General features: G+C 70.6%; 14 protein-coding genes and 1 pseudogene. 4 read left to right on the top strand and 11 right to left on the bottom strand.

From position 1 onward, the window contains the following. Positions 1-2: 2 nt before the first annotated feature. The 5 genes and pseudogenes from NRB56_RS33865 to NRB56_RS33845 all read right to left on the bottom strand — a co-directional run bounded on the left by NRB56_RS33865 (position 3) and on the right by NRB56_RS33845 (position 4,162). Positions 3-746, bottom strand: coding sequence for an ABC transporter permease (locus NRB56_RS33865; protein WP_406603567.1), 744 nt, complete (start codon positions 744-746; stop codon positions 3-5). Between the two features lie 200 nt (positions 747-946). Continuing rightward, positions 947-1,918, bottom strand: a complete 972-nt coding sequence (locus NRB56_RS33860; protein WP_153348437.1) for an aliphatic sulfonate ABC transporter substrate-binding protein — start codon at positions 1,916-1,918, stop codon at positions 947-949. 49 nt (positions 1,919-1,967) lie between these two features. Next, positions 1,968-2,741 (bottom strand): annotated as a pseudogene (locus tag NRB56_RS33855) (ABC transporter ATP-binding protein); the annotation flags it as partial. Between the two features lie 102 nt (positions 2,742-2,843). Next, positions 2,844-3,122, bottom strand: a complete 279-nt coding sequence (locus tag NRB56_RS33850; RefSeq protein ID WP_019930639.1) for a hypothetical protein — start codon at positions 3,120-3,122, stop codon at positions 2,844-2,846. Positions 3,123-3,367: 245 nt separating this feature from the next. Further along, positions 3,368-4,162 (bottom strand): hypothetical protein, encoded by a 795-nt coding sequence (locus tag NRB56_RS33845; protein ID WP_153348436.1) that lies wholly within the window; start codon positions 4,160-4,162, stop codon positions 3,368-3,370. Between the two features lie 355 nt (positions 4,163-4,517). Here NRB56_RS33845 and NRB56_RS33840 point away from each other — a divergent pair, with 355 nt between their 5' ends. The 3 genes from NRB56_RS33840 (at position 4,518) to NRB56_RS33830 (ending at position 8,849) form a co-directional block, all read left to right on the top strand. Continuing rightward, a complete protein-coding gene (locus NRB56_RS33840; RefSeq protein WP_319943924.1) occupies positions 4,518-5,912 on the top strand; it encodes a sigma 54-interacting transcriptional regulator in 1,395 nt (464 codons plus the stop codon). Further along, positions 5,909-7,861, top strand: coding sequence for a VWA domain-containing protein (locus NRB56_RS33835; protein ID WP_153348435.1), 1,953 nt, complete (start codon positions 5,909-5,911; stop codon positions 7,859-7,861). The genes NRB56_RS33840 and NRB56_RS33835 overlap by 4 nt, the downstream gene beginning before the upstream one ends. 106 nt (positions 7,862-7,967) lie before the next feature. After that, complete coding sequence (locus NRB56_RS33830) at positions 7,968-8,849, top strand: TIGR03854 family LLM class F420-dependent oxidoreductase (protein WP_153348434.1); 882 nt, start codon at positions 7,968-7,970, stop codon at positions 8,847-8,849. A gap of 6 nt (positions 8,850-8,855) precedes the next feature. Here NRB56_RS33830 and NRB56_RS33825 read toward each other — a convergent pair whose 3' ends face one another. The 5 genes from NRB56_RS33825 to NRB56_RS33805 all read right to left on the bottom strand — a co-directional run bounded on the left by NRB56_RS33825 (position 8,856) and on the right by NRB56_RS33805 (position 14,789). Next, a complete protein-coding gene (locus tag NRB56_RS33825; protein WP_194291090.1) occupies positions 8,856-9,215 on the bottom strand; it encodes a nitroreductase/quinone reductase family protein in 360 nt (119 codons plus the stop codon). A gap of 66 nt (positions 9,216-9,281) precedes the next feature. Further along, on the bottom strand, positions 9,282-10,214 hold the full coding sequence (locus tag NRB56_RS33820) for an enoyl-CoA hydratase (RefSeq protein ID WP_153348432.1): 933 nt from the start codon (positions 10,212-10,214) through the stop codon (positions 9,282-9,284). Further along, complete coding sequence (locus NRB56_RS33815; RefSeq protein WP_319943923.1) at positions 10,211-11,698, bottom strand: AMP-binding protein; 1,488 nt, start codon at positions 11,696-11,698, stop codon at positions 10,211-10,213. Before NRB56_RS33815 ends, NRB56_RS33820 begins: the two co-directional genes overlap by 4 nt. Further along, a complete protein-coding gene (locus NRB56_RS33810; protein WP_406603569.1) occupies positions 11,695-13,152 on the bottom strand; it encodes an AMP-binding protein in 1,458 nt (485 codons plus the stop codon). Before NRB56_RS33810 ends, NRB56_RS33815 begins: the two co-directional genes overlap by 4 nt. Next, the gene (locus tag NRB56_RS33805) at positions 13,149-14,789 is read right to left on the bottom strand and encodes a carboxylesterase/lipase family protein (protein ID WP_153348430.1); all 1,641 of its coding nucleotides are present in this window, start codon (positions 14,787-14,789) and stop codon (positions 13,149-13,151) included. Before NRB56_RS33805 ends, NRB56_RS33810 begins: the two co-directional genes overlap by 4 nt. Positions 14,790-14,877: 88 nt before the next feature. On the opposite strand from NRB56_RS33805, the gene NRB56_RS33800 reads away from it, so the two are divergent. Further along, a complete protein-coding gene (locus NRB56_RS33800; protein WP_194291089.1) occupies positions 14,878-17,685 on the top strand; it encodes a helix-turn-helix transcriptional regulator in 2,808 nt (935 codons plus the stop codon). A gap of 7 nt (positions 17,686-17,692) precedes the next feature. Here NRB56_RS33800 and NRB56_RS33795 read toward each other — a convergent pair whose 3' ends face one another. Then, positions 17,693-18,538, bottom strand: coding sequence for an enoyl-CoA hydratase/isomerase family protein (locus tag NRB56_RS33795; protein ID WP_194291088.1), 846 nt, complete (start codon positions 18,536-18,538; stop codon positions 17,693-17,695). Between the last annotated feature and the right edge of the window lie 111 nt (positions 18,539-18,649).

Raw genomic sequence — 18,649 nt, 5'->3', positions numbered from 1 at the left:
CCCTACGCCCGCCGGGCCGCGAGCCCGCGTTCCGCGGCGGCGAACAGCACGTCGCTGAGCTTGCCGAGCAGGGCCAGCAGCACGATCGCCAGCAGCATGATGTCGGTGCGGCCGGTGTTCTGACTGTCGATGAGCAGGAAGCCCAGTCCCTTCGACGAGGCGATCAGCTCGGCGGCGACCAGGAACAGCCACGCGTTGGCCAGCCCCAACCGCAGGCCGTTGACCAGAGTGGGCGCCACGGCGGGCAGCGCGATCGTGCCCAGCAGCCGAATCCCGGTGCGCCCGTACGCACGTCCCACCTCCAGCAGGTGCGGATCGACGTGAGAGAGCGCCGAGGCGGTGGTGGTGTACACCGGGAAGAACGCGCCGATCGCGACGAGCACGATCTTCGGCTCCTCCCCGATCCCCAGCCACAACAGCAACAACGGCACCCACGCCAGCGACGGCACCGTGCGCAACGCCTCGACCGTCGGCGCGAACAGCCGCCGCACCACCGGCGACAGCCCGATCGCGGCCCCGAGCGCCAGCGCCGCGCCGACACCGCACACATAACCGGTGACCACCCGCCGCACGCTGACCCCGACATTGGTCCACAGTTCCCCGTGACGCAGCAGATCACCCAGCGCCGCAACGACTTCCGCGGGCGGCGGCAACTGACTGGGCGAATACAGCCCGGCCGCCGTGATCCACTGCCACAACCCGAGCAACGCCAGCGGCACCAGCAACGCCACCAACCCGGACCGCACCCGCCCAGCCCAGCCCCACCGGGACGAAATCCTATGTGCTACAGCATTACCGGCGTCCACCGTCTGCTCGCTCGGGCGTCCGGCAGTGACGGGCGCCGAAGCGCCGCTGCCGGGCACTTCCGGCGCTGCTCGCTTGTCGACCGCGGCGGCGTCCCGTTCGACCGCCGGGAGTGCCGCGGCCCCGGACGCCGGCTCACCGGTCACGACGACCGGCGCTGGGCGAAGCTCGGTTCCAGCAGGCCGGTGAGGGCCGTCTGCGCGGCGTCGGCGGACTTCACGTCGTTGTCGGCGGCCAGCAGGGGGACGATGTGGGACAACACCGTTCGCAGGGTGTCGCCCGGGGCCGGGTCGATGCCGAGGGTGGTGCGGTCGAGCTCCTCCTTCGCGACGCTCGCCGGGATCTTCGCCTCGCGCGCCAGCAGGGCGGTCAGTTCGTCGGGATGGGCGAGTGCCCAGCCGCGGGCCTGCTCGTAGGCGTCGACCACCGCGCGAACCGTGCCGCCACGCTGCGCGATGACGTCCTCGCGGGTGTTGAGCACGCCGTAGGTGTTGAAATCGACGTTGCGATACAGCAATCGGGAGCCCTGCTCCTGCGCGGTCTGGGCCATGTAGGGGTCGAGCCCGGCCCAGGCGTCCACGTCGCCGCGTTCCAGCGCGGTCTTGCCGTCCGGATGTTGCAGGTTCACGATCTCGACGTCACCGGTGGTGAGTCCGACCGAGGCGAGCGCCTGCACCAGGAAGAAGTACGGGTCGGTGCCCTTGGTGGCGGCGATCTTCTTGCCCTTCAACTGGTTCAGGGCGGTGATCGGCGAGTTCTTGCCGACGACCAGTGCCGTCCACTCCGGCTTGCTGTAGACGTCGACCGACTTCAGCGGTGTGCCGTTGGCGCGGGCGACCAGCGCCGCCGAGCCCGCGGTGGAGCCGAAGTCCAGCGCCTTGGAGCGGACACCCTCGTTGGCCTTGTTGCTGCCGCTGGACAGCACCCAGGTCACGTCGTAACCCTTGTTCTCCAGAAGTTTCTGATCGCGCACCACCAGGCTCAGCGGGTTGTAGTAGGCGTAGTCGAGGTGCACCGCCTCGGACGCGCCGGAGCCGCCGCCGCTACCGCAGGCCGACAGCAACGTCACCGCCGCTACGACGGCCGTTGCGGCGGAAAGGATTCGGTGCTTCATCGACGATCTCCTCGTGCGGTTCTGCGGCAACGGCGGGCCCGCGCCGGGGCACGCCGAGTAGGTCGAGCAGCTGCAGGCGCAGCGCCTCGAGTTCGGGGTCGGCGCGGTCGCGCGGGCGGGCCGCCGTGATGCCGACCGAGGCGGCGATCCGCGCGCCCGAGTCGTCCACGGCCGCCGCGGTTCCCCCGGCGGCGAGCACCACGATCCGGTCGGCGAGGGTGAGCGCCTCGTCCACGTCATGAGTGACGAGCACGACGGTGGTGCCGGTCTCGCGCTGCACCGCCGTCAGCAGGTCCTGCATGCGCAGCCGGGTGAGGGCGTCGAGGGCCGCGAACGGTTCGTCGAGCAGTAACACCCCGGGCCGGCGCACCAGCGCGCGGGCCAGCGCGGTGCGCTGCGCCATACCACCGGACACCTGCCGCGGCCGATGCCGCTCGAACCCGCCGAGCCCGACGACCTCCAGCCAATGCCGCACGGCGGCACGGCCTTCGGACCGCGCGGTGCCCGCGGGCAACCCGAGAGCGACGTTCCCGGCCAGGTCGCGCCAGGTCAGCAGCCGCGGCTCCTGGAACACCACGGCGCAGCGCGGATCCACGCCGCGTACCGGCCGCTCGTCGATGTGGACGGTACCGCCGCTGGGCCGGTCCAGGCCCGCGAGCAGGCGCAGCAAGGTCGACTTACCGCTGCCGGAAGCCCCTACCAGGGCAACGGTTTCACCGGGTGTGACGTCGAGATCGATGTCGCGCAGCACCGTTCGCGTGCCGAAGGCACGGCTCACCCCGCGCAGCGTGACCCGGGCGGGCCGGACATCGGTCGAAGACACCGCTGCACCGTACGCAGCGGGTCACCGCGGGAACAGGTTTGCGCTACTCGTGATTCGAATGCGCCTCGGCACGGTTGTCCGGCTGCGCCGGCGGTGCGGAGTTCAGCCGATGACGGCGTTCATGATGGTGCCGGCGCTGGTGGCGACGATCCCGCCGATCATGGCGCCTGCCACCATCTTCGGCGATTGCGATCCGCCACCGGTCCACTTCTCCCAGGCGAAATGCCCCCCGGCGTAGGTGATCGCCAGCACGCCGGACAGGAGTACGAACCAGGTGAAGTACCGCACGAGCTTCATCAGCTTGTCCGCCGCCGGCGGGGTCTCCGGGGTGGGGTTGCCGACCTGAGCGAGAAGGGTGTCGTGGAGGGCCGCGATGATCATGGCGAGCTCTTTTCGCAGTCGTTGGGCTTACCCGGTTCCTATCGCGAGAATGATAGTGGCGTAAGGCGATTGACTGCCAGCGAACCCGATGTCGCTGCTCGACCGTGCAGGTCGAGAGACGGAACGGGTGCGCCGCGATCACGCGGCGCACCCGTACCGACCGGTGTGTAGTTGTGATCCCGAACCCTGTTGCCGGACCGGACCGTTCGTCGATCCGGGCCGGCCTCAGCCGATTCGGGCAGGCGTCACTTGGCCGGCGCCGGGGCGGCCGGGTCGACGCAGTAGGCACCCGGGCCGGTGCACGGCGACAGGATGGTCGAGAAGTACTGGAAGGCCGAGAACAACACCACCGGGCCCGCGACCAAGGCCGCGCCCGCCAGCGTGCCGACCGAGCCGATCAGCGCGACGCCCGCGATGCAGCCGACGACGGCGCCCGGCAGGAAGCCACCGAGCAGCGTGGTGATGGCCGCGGACACCGAACCCACGACCGCACCGGCGATGCAGCCGATGCCGCCGCCGACGATCGCGCCGACGACGGCGCCCACGGTGCTCGCGATGCCGGTGCGCTGTGAGAACGCACCCAGCTCCTGCTGGTCGCGCGGGGTGAAGGACTCGATCGGCTTCGCCGCCGCGATGGCCTCGGCGCTGAGCGGGTCGGCGGTGTCGGCGCCCCCGGCCAGCGCCGGGGTCAGGCGCGCGGTGTGGTCGTCGATCCGCGCGTCGATCGGGAAGGCGACATTGTCCTTGCGATAGCTCAGCGGCAGCGCGTCGACGGCGTTGCCGTCCACGTCGTTCACGACCAGGTTGCCGTCGACCGTGTCGAAGGAGTTGTCGGGGGCGGTCAGCAGGATCGAATCGCCGTCGCGGCCGAGGGTGTAGTGGACGCCGTTGACGTCCATCTCCTGGCCCGCGTCCTGGCGCTGTTCCAGGGTGTGCACCCGGATGGGTTGCGGAGCGGATGCCTCATCGGCGTTCGCGACACCGGTGGTGATCCCGACCGCCACGCTGACGAGCGCGGCGATGGTAATGGTTTTCCTCATCTGAATCTCAGGCACTTTCGGGGTAGGGCGACGCCTCCAACCCGTCTGCCTCGGGTTTTCCACGATCGCAAGCAAACTGTGATCATCGGCGATGCTAGGGCTCGGCTAATCCTCAGCGCATCCTCAGAATTGTCATGACAGCGTTCACAACATGAATTTGCGGTTGATTTGCTTTTGCCCGAACCGGATTGCGTTGCGTTGCAGACCAACTCGAATAGCCATCGCACATCAGTGAGTTGTGTCACATCGGACAGGGCGAATACCGTTGGCGGCGAGATTGTCAACCATATTTCCGGCAGGTTTCCGCGTTCACCGGAACATCGACGCCGTGGCCCGATCGACGTAGCGTCGTAGTGTGACAGTTCCTGAACACCTGCCCACCACCGCAGGCGAGCTGCGCTCCGCCGGCCACCTGCCCCGCTCGATCAAGACCGAGATCCGGGAGAACCTGCTGGCCAAGCTGGGTGCGGGCGAGGACCCGTGGCCCGGCATCGTCGGCTTCGACCGGACCGTGCTGCCGCAGCTCGAGCGCGCGCTCCTGGCCGGGCACGACGTGGTGCTGCTCGGTGAGCGCGGCCAGGGCAAGACCCGGCTGCTGCGTACGCTGATCGGCCTGCTGGACGAGTGGAGTCCCGTGATCGCCGGCGCCGAACTCGGCGAGCACCCGCTCGATCCCGTCAGCCCGGCCGGCCGCCGGCTGGCCGCCGAACTCGGCGACGACCTGCCCGTGGCCTGGCGGCACCGCTCGGAGCGCTACGCAGAAAAGCTCGCCACCCCCGACACCTCCGTCGGCGACCTGATCGGCGACGTCGACCCGGTCAAGGTGGCCGAGGGCCGCAGCCTGGGCGACCCCGAGACCATCCACTTCGGCCTGGTGCCACGCTCGCATCGCGGCATCGTCGCGATCAACGAGCTGCCCGACCTCGCCGAGCGCATCCAGGTCGCGCTGCTGAACGTGATGGAGGAGCGCGACATCCAGGTCCGCGGCTACACGCTGCGCCTGCCGCTGGACGTGCTGCTCGTCGCCACCGCGAACCCGGAGGACTACACCAATCGCGGCCGCATCATCACCCCGCTGAAGGACCGCTTCGGCGCGGAGATCCGCACCCACTACCCGCTGACGGTCGAGGCCGAGATGGCCCTGATCCGCCAGGAGGCCGAGTTGGTGGCCGAGGTCGGCGACCCGTTGATCGAGGTGCTGGCCCGGTTCGTCCGGCAACTGCGCGAATCCACCGCGATCGACCAGCGGTCCGGCGTGTCCGCGCGATTCGCGGTCGCCGCGGCGGAGACGGTGGCCGCAGCGGCGCTGCGCCGGTCCGCGCTGATCGGCGAGTCGCCGGCCGTCGCGCGACCGGTCGACCTCGACGCGGTTCCCGCGGTGCTGCGCGGCAAGCTGGAGTTCGAATCCGGCGAGGAGGGCCGCGAGCAGGAGCATCTCACCCACCTGCTGCGCCGCTCGTTCGCGGAGACCGCGCGCGGCCGGCTCGGCGGCCTGGACCTGCGGCCGCTGGCCGAGGCCGTCGGCGACGGTCACCTGGTCACCACCGGCGAGCGGGTGCCCGGCACCGAGGTACTGGCCGCGCTGCCGGAGCTGCCCGTCCTGCACGAGGTGGCCCGCCGGCTCGGCGCCGAAGCGGCCGATCCGCCGACCCGCATCGCGGCGGCCGTCGAATTCGGCTTGGAGGCCCTGTATCTGGCCCGCCAGATCGCCAAGGATTCCGACGACGGCATGGCGGTGTACGGGCGATGACCGGCCCCGGCCGCTACTCCTACGGGCCGTACCACGACGGCCCCGATCCGCTGGCGCCCCCACTGGATCTGCGCGAGGCGCTCGACCAGATCGGGCGCGAGGTCATGGAGGGCAGTTCGCCGCGCACCGCGCTGCAGGAGCTGTTGCGGCGCGGCACCCGCAACATGAGTGGCCTCGAGGAACTGACCCGGCGGCTGTGGCAGCGCCGGGCCGAGATCACCCGGCGCAACCGGCTCGACGGCACCCTGCAGGAGGTGCGGCGGCTGCTGGACGAGGCGGTCGAGGCCGAGCGCGGCGCCCTGTTCCCCGACCCCTCCGACGATGCCCGGTTCGCCGAGGCCCAGCTCGACGCGCTGCCGTCCAGCACCGCGGCCGCGGTCAACGAACTCGCCGAATATCAGTGGAAGTCCGAGACCGGCCGCGAGAACTACCGCAAGATCCGCGACCTGCTCGGCCAGGAACTGATGGAATCCCGGTTCCAGGGCATGAAACAGGCCCTGCAGGGCACGACCCCCGAAGACGTCGAGCGGATCCAGCAGATGCTGTCCGACCTCAACGACCTGCTCGCGGCGCATGCCCGCGGGGAGGACACCGAGCGGCAGTTCGGCGAGTTCATGACCAAGCACGGCGAGTTCTTCCCCGAGAATCCGCGCAACACGGACGAATTGATCGATGCGCTGGCGGCCCGCTCGGCGGCCGCGCAGCGCATGCTCAACTCGATGTCGGAGGAGCAGCGCGCGGAACTGTCCGAACTGATCGGCCAGGCGTTCGGCGACCCGCGCATCGCCGGACAGGTCGCCGCGCTCGACGCGAATCTGCGCGCGCTGCGCCCCGGCGAGGACTGGGAATCGTCCCAGCGCTTCCGCGGCCAGGATCCGCTCGGTCTCGGCGAGGGCGCCCAGGCGCTGCAGGATCTGGCCGAATTGGACGCGCTCGCAGAACAACTCGCGCAGTCCTATCCCGGCGCCCGGCTGGAGGACATCGATCTCGACGCGCTGGAACGCCAGCTCGGCCAGGACGCGAGCGTCGACGCGAGACGGCTCGCGGAACTGGAACGGGAGCTGCGCCGCCAGGGCCTGTTCGAGCGCACCGCCGACGGTTCACTGCGCTTGACACCCAAGGCATTACGCCGTCTCGGCGAGGTGGCGCTGCGAGACATCGTGGGCCGCTTGCGGTCCCGGCGCGGCCAGCGCGACACCGCGCGGGCGGGAGCCGCGGGCGAGCCGACCGGCGGTTCCCGGCAGTGGCAGTTCGGCGACACCGAGCCCTGGGACGTGTCGCGCACCGTGCGCAACGCGGTGCTGCGGTCCGCGTCCGCCGGACGCCGCGAGGTGCGGATGGACGTCTCCGATGTCGAGATCATGGAGACCGAACAACGCTCCCGCGCCGCCGTCGCGCTGTGCGTCGACACCTCGTGGTCGATGGTGCAGGACGGCCGGTGGTTGCCGATGAAGCGCACCTCGCTCGCGCTGCATCAACTGATCAGCACCCGATTCCGTTCCGACGCACTGGAATTGATCACCTTCGGCCGGCACGCGGGCACGGTGGACATCGGCGAACTGACCGCCCTGGAGGCCGTCTGGGAGCAGGGCACCAACCTGCACCACGCACTGCTGCTCGCCGCCCGGCACCTGCGCCGCCACCCCGACGCGGTACCGGTCGTGCTGGTCGTCACCGACGGCGAGCCGACCGCGCACCTGGAACCCAACGGCGACACCTGGTTCAACTGGCCACCGGATCAGCGCACCCTCGCGGTGACCATGGCCCAGGTGGACGCGCTGGCCAAACTCGGCGCCTCGGTGACGGTCTTCATGCTCGGCGAGGACCCGCGGCTGAAATCGTTCGTCGACCTGGTCGCCCGCCGCAGCGGCGGCCGGGTGGTGGCGCCGGATCTGGACGGCCTGGGCGCGGCGGTCGTCTCGGATTATCTGCGCGGGCGGCGGCGCTGAACCGCGTGCGGCACGCGGTATCGCCGGCCGGCCGAGCGGGTGGCACCGAACCCGGGGCGGGAATGAAAGGCGCCGGTCGGCCGGTTACGCAATCGAGGAGGCGCGCATGAAGATTCGATTCGGAGTCGGGTCCGGGGCACAGACCGCGGCCGAGGAACTCCCCGCGATGGTCGACCGGCTGGAGGCCGCGGGCATCGACTCGCTGTGGCTGTCCGAGATCGTGTACTCCGAGGCGGTGGAGCCCATCGTCGGGATGGCGTTCGCGCTGTCGCGGACCACCCGGTTGAAGGTCGGCACCTCGGTGGCGATCCTGCCCGGACGCAATCCGGTGCTGGTCGCCAAGCAACTCGCCTCGCTCGCGGCGCTGGCGCCCAAGCGGGTACTGCCGGTGTTCGGCTTGCAGCCCGCACGGCCCGGGGAGCGCGCGCTGTTCCCGGTCCCCGAGGGGAAACGCGGTGCGGTGTTCGACGAGTCGCTGCGATTGCTGCGCGCGGCGCTCGACGGCGGCGAGGGGCCGTTCACCGGCGAATTCTTCGATGTGCCGGAGGTGGCGCTGCGACCGCGTTCGGCCCGGCCGCTCGATATCTGGCTCGGCGGTTCGGCCCCCGGCGCGTTCCGCCGCATCGGCCGGTACGGCGACGGCTGGCTGGGCAGTTTCCTGACCGCCGCCGAGGCCGAGGCGGGTGTGCGCGCGATCCGCGCGGCCGCCGCCGAGGCCGGGCGCGAGATCGAACCCGACCACTTCGGCATCAACCTGACCCTGGCCGACGGCGAACTGCCCGCGGACCTGGCGGCGGCGATCCGCGGCCGCCGGCCCGACAGCGACCCGCGCGACCTGATCGCCGCCGACTGGCCCGCGCTGCACCGCCTGATCGACGGCTATCTCGAGGCGGGGCTGACCAAATTCGTCGTCACGCCCACCGGCAAACAACCGTTCGACGAGTTCACCGAGCGCTTCGCCGCGGAACTGCTGCCCCGCCAGAACTGATCGGCCCTACGCCGACCTGATGGGGTCGAGCCGGATCTGCACCCGTACACCCTTGTCGTCGCGCTGCGTCACCGCGTGCCCGGACCGTTCGGCACCGTCGAGCCTGATGCTGATCGGCCCGCCGTCGCCGAGGAAATTGCGCCACCACGACTTCTGCTCCGGCATCGAGACGGCGATGGTGACGTCGTCGCCGGAGCGGGTGTAGCCGACCGGCGTCGTGATGGTCCGGCCGGATTTCCTTCCCACATAGGTGATCTCGGTGATGTACCTGCTCACCCGGGGCCCGATGTACGGCGCCTTCGTCAGGGCGACGATCCCGCCGTTGAAACCGTGGATCACCGGTGCCAGCACCTTGCCCAACTCCATCGTGCCCTCCTGTTCACTGATCGGATGCCGGTCCCCCAACCTAGCCGAAACATGCCGATCGGCCCGTCATCCGGCGTCGGAGACGGCCGCGGGGTCCCGGCCGGCCACCGAGTCCTTGCCGGCGATCCGGACCGGAGGGGCGGTACGCCAGTGCGGCACACCGTCTTCCGGTGTCGCCAGCGGCATGTCGCTGCCGTGCAGTTCGGCCCAGTGCGCGTGCAGGTAGTGGTGCAGCGAGAAGGCGGCGGACAGCGCGGTCTGGAAGCCCTGGGCATCGACCGTCTGATTCACGGCCTCCTTCGTCACCAGCGCCGCCGCGGTCGGCACCGTGGCGATACGGCGCGCGAATTCGAGGGTGCGCTCGGCGAGGGTCTCGACGGGGAAGATTTTGGTCACCATGCCCAGGCGGTAGGCCTCCTCGGCGTCGATCGCGTCGCCGGTGAGCAGCAGTTCCTTGGCCTTTCGCGGACCGAACTCCCAGGGGTGGGCGAAGTACTCCACGCCGGCGCCGCCCAGCCGGGGGCCCACGGGATCGGCGAAGCGCGCGTCGGTCGCCGCCACGATCAGATCGCATGCCCACGCGAGCATGAGCCCGGCCGCGAAGATCTCGCCCTGCACCTGGGCCACGGTGATCTTGCGCAGGTTGCGCCAGCGTTTGGTGTTTTCCTGAAAGTAGTGGTGCTCCTGCAACATTCGGCGCTCGGCGGCCAGTCGCGTACCGCCGTTTATGCGGTACGTCGGGTGCTCGGTCGGGCCCGGTGTCGTCTCGGCGATGTGCTCGGGGGAACCGAGATCGTGACCGGCGGAGAACGTCGGCCCGTTGCCGGCGAGGATCACGACGCGCACGACATCGTCGCGCTCGGCGCGCAGGAAGGCGTCGTCGAGTTCGACCAGCAGGCCCCGGTGCTGGGCGTTGCGGCGCTCGGGGCGATTCAGCGCGATGCGGACGATGCTGCCGTCGTCGAACGTCTCGTACTCGAGGTAGGTGTAGCCGGTCATCGGAATCCTTCGGTGGGGGCGGTGGTGAGCAGCGCGATCTCGCGCTCGCGCACCTCGGAGCGGCGGACCTTGCCGGCCTCGTCGCGCAGTGGTTCGCCGACGAAGCGCACGGAACGCGGCAGCTTGTAGCGCACGAGCCGGGTGGCCGCGAACTCGAGTAGTTCGCCGGCCTCGAGCCGGCCCTCGGGCTGGACGACGGCATGGACGCGCTGACCCAGGTCGTCGTCCGGCAGCCCGACGACGGCGACCGACGACACCCGGGGATGTTCGAGCAGTGCCGCCTCGACCTCGGCCGGGTAGACGTTGGCGCCGCCGGAGACGATCAGATCCACGCGGCGATCACTCAGGTAGAGATAGCCGTCCGCGTCGAAACGGCCCAGATCTCCGATCGAGTCCCAGCCGCCGGCGGATTCGGTGACCGTGGCGCCGAGGTAGCGGTAGGTGGGCGCCGCGCCCGCCGGGCGTTGCAACTGGATCTCGCCGATCTCGCCGGTCGGCAATTCCAGCCCGTCCGGGCCCACCACCCGCATCCGGCCGACGATCACCCGGCCGACCGAACCGGGGCGGGTGAGCCATTCGTCACCATCGATCGAGGTGAACGCCACCCCCTCGGTGCCGCCGTACCCCTCGTGCAGGCGTGCGCCGCCGACCAGGTCGATCCAGCGCCGCTTGAGCCAGGGCGGGCAGGGCGCGCCGGTGTGGAAGACGTGTTCCAGGGAGTCGAGATCGGCGCCGCCGGGCCGGGCGTCGAGGGCCTGCGCGATGCGGTGCATCATCGTCGGGACCAGGCTCAGCCACTGCACCCGGTGCCGTTCGACGGCGTCGAGTACGGCGTCGGCGTCGAAGCGCGGCAACACGATCAGGTGATGACCGAGATACGAGCCGAGCATCGACCACGCGAACGGCGCGTTGTGGTACAGAGGTCCGGGGACGAGGTGAATCTGGTTGCGGCGCATGCCGAATACCGATCCCACGGCATCGACATCGAAGGCGCCCGTGGCGCCGGACACGATGATCTTCGGGACACCCGTGCTGCCGCCCGAGGCCGGGGCCTTCCACGCCGGCGACTCGGCCGACGGCAGCGGGGTGTCGGCGAGCGCGGGATCGGGGACGAAACCCGCGGGCAGGCTGACGCGGCCGGGCGCGAGGTCCGCGGGGAAACCCACGATCAGGGACGGTTCGGCGACGGCCAGTACCTGGGTCAGCTCGGCGGCGGGCAGCCGAGCGGACAGCGGTTGCGGGGTCGCGCCGAGCTTCCAGATGGCGTAGCACGCCGCGTAGAACTCGATGCCGTTCGGCAGGCCGACGCTCACGAGGTCGCCGTGCCGGACGCCGAGCTCCCGGTAGGCGCGCGCGAGCCGATTCGCCCGCGCCTCCAGCCCGGCGAACGTGAGGGACTCCGCGCCGCAGGTCACCGCCGGCGCGTCGGGGCGCTGCCGGGCATGTTCGGTCAGCAGGTCCCCGATCGGGCGTAGGTCGTTCACTGTCGTGTCACCTCTCGATCTCGCAGCGCACTGCGGCGCACCTTCCCCGCGTCGTTGCGCAGGGCCTCGTCCACGACCCGCACACTGCGCGGGACCTTGTAGCGGGCGAGCCGGTCCGCGGCGAATCGAAGCAACTCACCGCCATCGATCGTCCCCTCGGCCTGTACCAGCGCGTGCACCCGCGCACCCAGGTCGTGGTCGGGCAGGCCGACCACGACCGCCGCCGTCACGCCGGGGTGTTGTTCGAGGACCGCCTCGACCTCGGCGGGATACACGTTCGCCCCACCGCTCACGATCAGGTCGGCGCGACGATCGGTCAGGTAGAGGTAGCCGTCGTCGTCGAGGTATCCGAGGTCGCCCAGCGACTCCCAGCCCCCGGCGAAGACCCGCGGTTCGGCGCCGATGTAGCGGTAGGTGGGCGGTGTGCCGGCCGTGCGCCGCAACACCACCTCACCCTCGACGCCGGCGGGCACGAGGTCGCCGCGGCTGTCGACGACGCCGATCTCGCCGGTCACGGGACGGCCCACCGAACCTCGGTGCCGTTGCCACTCGGCCCCGTCCAGCACCGTGAACGCCTGACTCTCGGTCCCGCCGTACAGTTCGAAAAGCCTGTGGGCGCCGACCAATTCGATCCAGCGGTCCTTCAGCCACGGCGGGCACGGCCCGCCCATGTGCCAGACGAGTTCCAGTGAGCTCAGATCGTAGCGATCGGGTTCGGCGTCGATCAGCCGCAGCATCCGCAGCATCATCGTGGGCACCAGATCGACGATCGTGACGCGATGCCGCGCGATCGCGGCGAGGGCGGCCGCGGCGTCGAACCGTTCCAGGAGGATCACGTGCTGACCGAGATACGAGCCGACGGTCGACATCGTCAGCGGCGCATTGTGATACAGCGGTCCGGGCACGAGTTGCACCTGGTCCCGGCGCAGGCGGAAGACCGTGGCCAGCGCATCGATGTCGGGTGCGCCGGTGTGGCCGGAGACGATCAGTTTCGGGCGGCCGGTGCTGCCCCCGGACGTCGGCGCCTTCCAGGCCGGTGACACCGCCGTCGGCAACGGGCTGTCGGCGAGCTCGGCCGAGGGCTCGAATCCGGCGGCCAGGGTCCGTCGCCCCGGCGCCAGGTCGCGGGGAACTCCGATCACGAGCGCGGGATCGGCCAGCTCCACGATCTGCGCGAGCTCGTTGCCCGGCAGTCCGGCGGAGACCGGCTGCGGCACCGCGCCCAGTTTCCAGAGCGCGTAGCAGACCTCGAACATCTCGATCGAGTTCGGCAGCGCGATCGTCACCATGGCGCCGGCCTCGACGCCGAGTTCGCGGTACGCCCTGGCCAGGCGATTGGCCCGCGACTCCAGCATCCGCCACGTCACCGAGCGATCACCACAGGTCAGGGCGATATCGTCGGGTCGCTGCCGCGCGTGCTCGGTGAGAATGTCGCCGACGGGACGCATGGTCAGCGTCCTTCCTCGTCGCCGATCCACAGGGCGAGCTCGTCGGCGTCGGGGGCCGCCACGACCCGATGCCCGGATCCCAGCTCCATGACCCGGCGCTTCGCGTGGTCGTACGCCGGCCATGTCGGCAGGCCGTCGTGGTTCGGATCGCCCGTGGTGATGAAGGCCACCCAGGCCCGATGGATGTCGTCGGCCAGCGGCTGCGGCGCCCCGGGACCGGTCAGCGCCTCGGCCATGGGTGTGCCGAGCGCGTCGAAGACGAACGGGAGCTCCACCGCGTGCGCCGCGCCGATCTGGCCATCGAAAGCCGTTGAGGGCCAAGCAAATCGATAGAACCAGGTCGAGCCGGGGCGATGTCGGGCATGGGCGTCGGCGAGGAGCGTGGAGCCCACGCGATAGGAACGATCGGTCTCGAGCGCGGCCAGGAGATCCAGGCGCGAGGAGCCGGGCCGGCCCGCCGCGTAGGTCGCGAGCGCCTCGGCGCCGCGACCGGGGAACGTCGCCTCGAACACCGCATCGATCGTGGCGTCGTCGACCGACATCATCCCGAGTGCGAAGACGATCCGGAATTCGTCGCGGTTGGTGCCGATGAGCAGGTCCACATCCGCGAGTTCGCCCGCGGCGCCCGCTTCGACGGGCCGGGACGGCAGCACCTCGCCGCCCACGATCGGCATGAGCGGGTTCATCTGCGCGGCGATCTCGGCGCCGTAGTGGGTGGCGTCGCGGTTCGCCACATCCTCGAACAGTTCCCTGACCACGGTGGTGACATCGCGCGGATGCCATTCGCGGACCTCGCGCAGGGCCGCCAGGTCGCCGGCCGGCACCCCGAGCCGCGACTCCAGCTCGCGAGCGACGATCCGCCCGGAATCCGGTGACAGCAGCGGTTCCGGATACGCACTCTGCGCGATGGCCCGGACGAACAGCCCCCGGGCGGCCGGCGCCGCGAGCAGCGCCGCGACGGCGGTGCCACCGGCCGACTCCCCGCCGATCGTGACCCGTTCGGGGTCGCCGCCGAACGCCGCGATATTGGCCCGCACCCAGCGCAGCGCCGCGATCTGATCGAGCGTGCCGTAGTTACCGGCGTTCTCGTCGCCCTCGACGTACAGGTAACCGTCCATGCCGAGGCGGTAGTTGATCGACACGAACACGATTCCCGAGCGGGCGAACGAGCCGTGATCGATCAGATCGTCTGCGCCACTGCCGAACAGGAACGCGCCGCCGTGGATCCACACGAACACCGGCAGGCCCGTGGCCTGCGGATCCGGCGTCCACACGTTCAGCGACAGGCAGTCCTCGCCGCTCGGGAAGGCGGGAGAGAAGATGTCTCCGACGATCCCGTCAGGACGCGGTTGCGGGGCCGCGGGACCGAAGGACACCGCCGGTCGCGGTTCGGTCCAGGGCACCGGCGGTTCCGGGGCGGCCCACCGCAGCGGCCCCACGGGCGGCTGTGCGTAGGCGATTCCCCGGAAGACGGTGAGGCCGTCCTCGATCGTGCCCCGGACCGGACCGGATGTCGTCGCGACGACTGCGTCCATCGTATCTCCTCGCATCGGATGTCCTGTCGATGATGCGAGGGCAGCGGTCCGGCGCTGAAGAGGGAATCCCCCGGTAGTTAACAGATCGGCGCTGGTCGCGAACGCCACGATGGCCGGGCGGTTGCCGCGGCCCGGTGGCGGATGGCCCCGGTACCGGGACGCGTGTTACGTTCGCCACAACAGTCAGGAGACAAGGGTGTCGGTGCAGGTGCGTACGCCCGTGAGCCGGGAGTTACCGCTCGTCGGCCGCGACGACGAATGCGCGGCTCTGCGCAGACTGCTCGGTGATTGCCGAGACACGGCCGTCGGCGCCGCGATCCTGCTCGGCCAGGCCGGTCTCGGCAAATCCCGCGTGCTCGCCGCGACGGTCGCGGGTCTGGCGGCCGACGGCTGGGTCGTGCTCGACGTGCGGGCCGATCGGCTCGACCGGCTGGTGCCCTACGCCTGTCTGCGCCACGCGATCGACCGGGTCCTGCCGGACCTGCCGCCGGACGCCGCCGCCGCGGGCCGGGCCCTGGTGACCGCCTTCGACCTGGTCGCGGAGCGACCGACCGCGTCGGTCCGGGCCGCCGCCGCCCGGTTCTGCTCCGCCGTCACCGGCAGCCGTCCGGTGGCTCTGGCGTTCGACGAGCTGGCCGAGGCCGACGACGACACCGTCGTGCTGCTCGGCCATCTGCTGCGGCTGCGTGGCGAGCACCCGATGGTCCTGGTCGGTAATCTGCGCTGCCGGGACGGCGCGGTGCCGCCCACGGTCACCCGGCTGCTCGAACGTCTCGACGCCGACCATGCCCTCGCCGAGGTCCGGCTCGGACCGCTGCCGGATCCCGATATCGACCGGATCGCGCGCACACTCGCCGGCGGCCCCCTCGACGCGAGTGAACTCGAGACCATCCGCCGATGGAGCGAGGGCAATCCGCTGTTCGCCATCGAGGCGACGCTGACGCTGTGCGACGGTGCGGCCGGTGCCGGCACCACGGACATCCCGACCTTCGCCGAGGACCGGCGCCGCAGTTTCCTGCACCGCGTCCTGCGCGTCGGGCCGGAGGCCGCGAGTCTCAGCCGGGCCGTCGCGCTGTTGCGGGTGGTCGGTCAGGGCCGGGTCGACCTCGCCGCCGAGCTGGCCGGCCTGACCCCCGAACAAGCGGTCGGCGCCTTCGACGTGCTCGTCGATCAGGGCATCCTGCGATTGCGAGAACGCCACGGCTACAGCGTGTCCCACGATCTGGTACGCGAGGCGCTGTATCAGGAGATCGGACCGGCCACCCGGTGGCGCTGGCATCGCCTTGCCGCACAACGACTATCGGCACTACCGTCCACCCCGGGGGTCGATTTCGAGGTCGCCGACCACATCCGCCGGGTGGCCGAGGTCGGCGACGATCAGGCGATCACCATGCTGACCAGGGCCGCCGAGCGGGCCTGTGAGGCCGCGCCGCAGTCGTCGATCGGCTGGTATCGGACCGCCATCGGCATTGTGCCGGTAGGCGATCCGCGGCGCACGAAACTGCTGGCCGACCTGTCCCGGGCCCTGCTGCTCGCGGCGCGTCCGGAGGAGTCGGTCGAGGCCGGCCTGCTCGCCCTCGACGGCATCCCGGACGGTCCGGCGCGCACCCGGCTGGCGATCCGCATCGTCGACGGCATGGTGCTGGCCGGCGCCATGGACGACGCCGCCGCACTGGTCGACGCGGAAGTGCCGCGGTCGGGCGGGAACCCGGTCTTCACGGCCCGCGCCGCGCACATCCGGATGGGGGTGGGACGAGCCGACGAAGCATTGGAAAGTGCTGCGCTCGTGACGGATTCGATTCCCCGCCTGCATCCGCACGATCGCATCGTCGCACTCGGCCATCTCATGCGCATGCGGTTCGTCGAGCGCCGGCTCGAGCCGCTGCGGCGGCTGTGCACGGCGATGGAGGACGCCGCGCGGGCGGCCTCGCAGTCCCACGCGCTCGCGGCGCACGCGGTGGTGGCCTACGCGCACGCCGGCACCGGCGAGACCGAACTCGCTTCGGCGTCGATCGCGCGTGCCCAGTGGCTGCTGGCCACCGTGGGGTGGACGCTGTACAGCCACGACCTCGCGACCGCTGCGGTGCAGAACGCGCTGCATCTCGGTGACTGGTCGTCGGCACTCGCGATCATCGACTCGATCTCGCACGACCTCGTGTCGACCGGATCGCGCACCCATCTCGCGGTGTTGCGCGCCACCGAGATCGAGATCCGGTCCCACCGGGGCGAATGGGCGGCCGCGCGCCGCGCCGCCGATCGGCCGCCGGCCGGTGACGCGCATTCGACCGCCCTGCAGATCTGGGCCCGCGCCGGCTTCCATCTGCTCGGCGGCGAACTGGACATCGCGCGGAAACTGCTCGCGGACCAGCTCGAACACCCGGGCACCCCGCAGTGGGCGCACGCCCTGCTGCGGAGCCGGTCGGCCGAGGTGGAGATCAGCGCCGGGCACCGGGAGCTCGCCGCCGATCTGGTCCGCGACCTCGTCACCGCGGACCCCGACCGCGTCGACCACCCGACCGCGGTCGCGATCCGGATCGCCTACGGCCGGGCCACCGCGGATGTCGAATGCCTGCTCGACGCACGGCGGATCGCCGATCGGTACGGTCTCGCCCTGCAACGCGGGGTCGTCCGCCTCGCCCTCGGCGCGGTCGACCACGAACCCGGCCCCCAATTGACCGAGGCCGCCCGCATTTTCCAGTCGCTCGGCGCCGCACCGTGGAAACGGCAGGCGGTGGCGGAACTCCGGCACCGGGGCCTGCCGCTCCCACGCTCGAGAACGCGTCGGAGTTATTCCCTGACCGAGACCGAGGAACAGATCGTCCGGCTGGTTCACCAGCGATACACGAATCGCGAGATCGCGGCGGCCGTATTCCTCAGTGTCAAAACGGTCGAGGCGTATCTGAGCCGCATCTACCTCGAGACCGGCTGCGCCAACCGGGTCGAGCTGGCGCGGGCGGTCGAGTCAGGCCGGGTGCGCGTCGGAGTCGCCGACCACCCGGCCTGACCCGGGATCAGTCGACCCCGAACAGCTCCCGCAGCGGCCCACCGAGCGGCGCCGGCGGACCGATCGCGGCACCCAGGCATTCGTGTGCCATACCGAATCCGATTTCCTTGACGAACAATTCGCGCCACGGCTGGATCAGGGTCGCACGCGCCATCCGGCGCTGCACGCGACTCTTCGTCATGAACCACTCGCGGGCGATCTGCCACGCGCGCTCGAGCACCTGATCCGGCGGCAGTACCTCGCCGACGAGGCCGAGTGCGAGGGCTTCCCGCGCGTCGATCTGTTGTCCGGAGTACAGGAAATAACGTCCGCGATTGAATCCGAGCAGTTCACGGAAAATCGTGTGCACCCCGTCGCCGGGCACGATCCCGAGTCCTTCCCAATGGCCATCGGCGAAAATGGTTGTCTCGGAACAGATCACAATGTCGTTCAGCAGTGCCAATTCGGCATGCGTGAGAACGGGACCGTTCACCGCCGCGATGACGGGCACGGACAGCCCCAGCAGCGCGAGCGGCTCGCGAACCTGATCACGGTAGGTCAGGTCGTATCCGGTCGCCCAGCCGTCCCATCGCTTCAGCATGCCGCGGCCGACGTATTCGGCGGTATCGATCGCGGCGTTGAAGGAATCACCGGTTCCCGTGATGATCACGACCTCCACGTCCTCGTCGTGGTCGATCGCCTGGAGTAACGGGATCAACTGCCGGTGCGGGCCACCACCCCATCGCAGCGGCCCGTCGTTCGTGTGCAGACGCACCTCCAGGATGCCGTCCTCGCGCCGGAGCTTGAAGAACTGCTCGAAGTGCGGTGCGTACTCGTCCAGGTGGGTGCGGAACAGCGGATCGAATGTTGTCACGCGACTTTCTCCCAACATTGCGTCGTTTCGTCGGAGCGGCCCTCGGCACGGACCTCGTGAGCCACTCCGTATCCGGCCGAATCGACCGTGCCGCACGGGTCGCCGGCGGCG

The organism is Nocardia aurantia, assembly GCF_009604425.1.
Classification (GTDB): domain Bacteria; phylum Actinomycetota; class Actinomycetes; order Mycobacteriales; family Mycobacteriaceae; genus Nocardia; species Nocardia aurantia.
This window is presented reverse-complemented; position numbering and strand designations above follow the sequence as displayed.

Excerpts from the sequence above, each read along its gene's own strand:
- NRB56_RS33860 (WP_153348437.1), bottom strand. The coding sequence starts at position 1,918 with ATGAAGCACCGAATCCTTTCCGCCGCAACGGCCGTCGTAGCGGCGGTG.
- NRB56_RS33850 (WP_019930639.1), bottom strand. The coding sequence starts at position 3,122 with ATGATCATCGCGGCCCTCCACGACACCCTTCTCGCTCAGGTCGGCAAC.
- NRB56_RS33845 (WP_153348436.1), bottom strand. The coding sequence starts at position 4,162 with ATGAGGAAAACCATTACCATCGCCGCGCTCGTCAGCGTGGCGGTCGGG.
- NRB56_RS33835 (WP_153348435.1), top strand. The coding sequence starts at position 5,909 with ATGACCGGCCCCGGCCGCTACTCCTACGGGCCGTACCACGACGGCCCC.
- NRB56_RS33830 (WP_153348434.1), top strand. The coding sequence starts at position 7,968 with ATGAAGATTCGATTCGGAGTCGGGTCCGGGGCACAGACCGCGGCCGAG.
- NRB56_RS33825 (WP_194291090.1), bottom strand. The coding sequence starts at position 9,215 with ATGGAGTTGGGCAAGGTGCTGGCACCGGTGATCCACGGTTTCAACGGC.
- NRB56_RS33820 (WP_153348432.1), bottom strand. The coding sequence starts at position 10,214 with ATGACCGGCTACACCTACCTCGAGTACGAGACGTTCGACGACGGCAGC.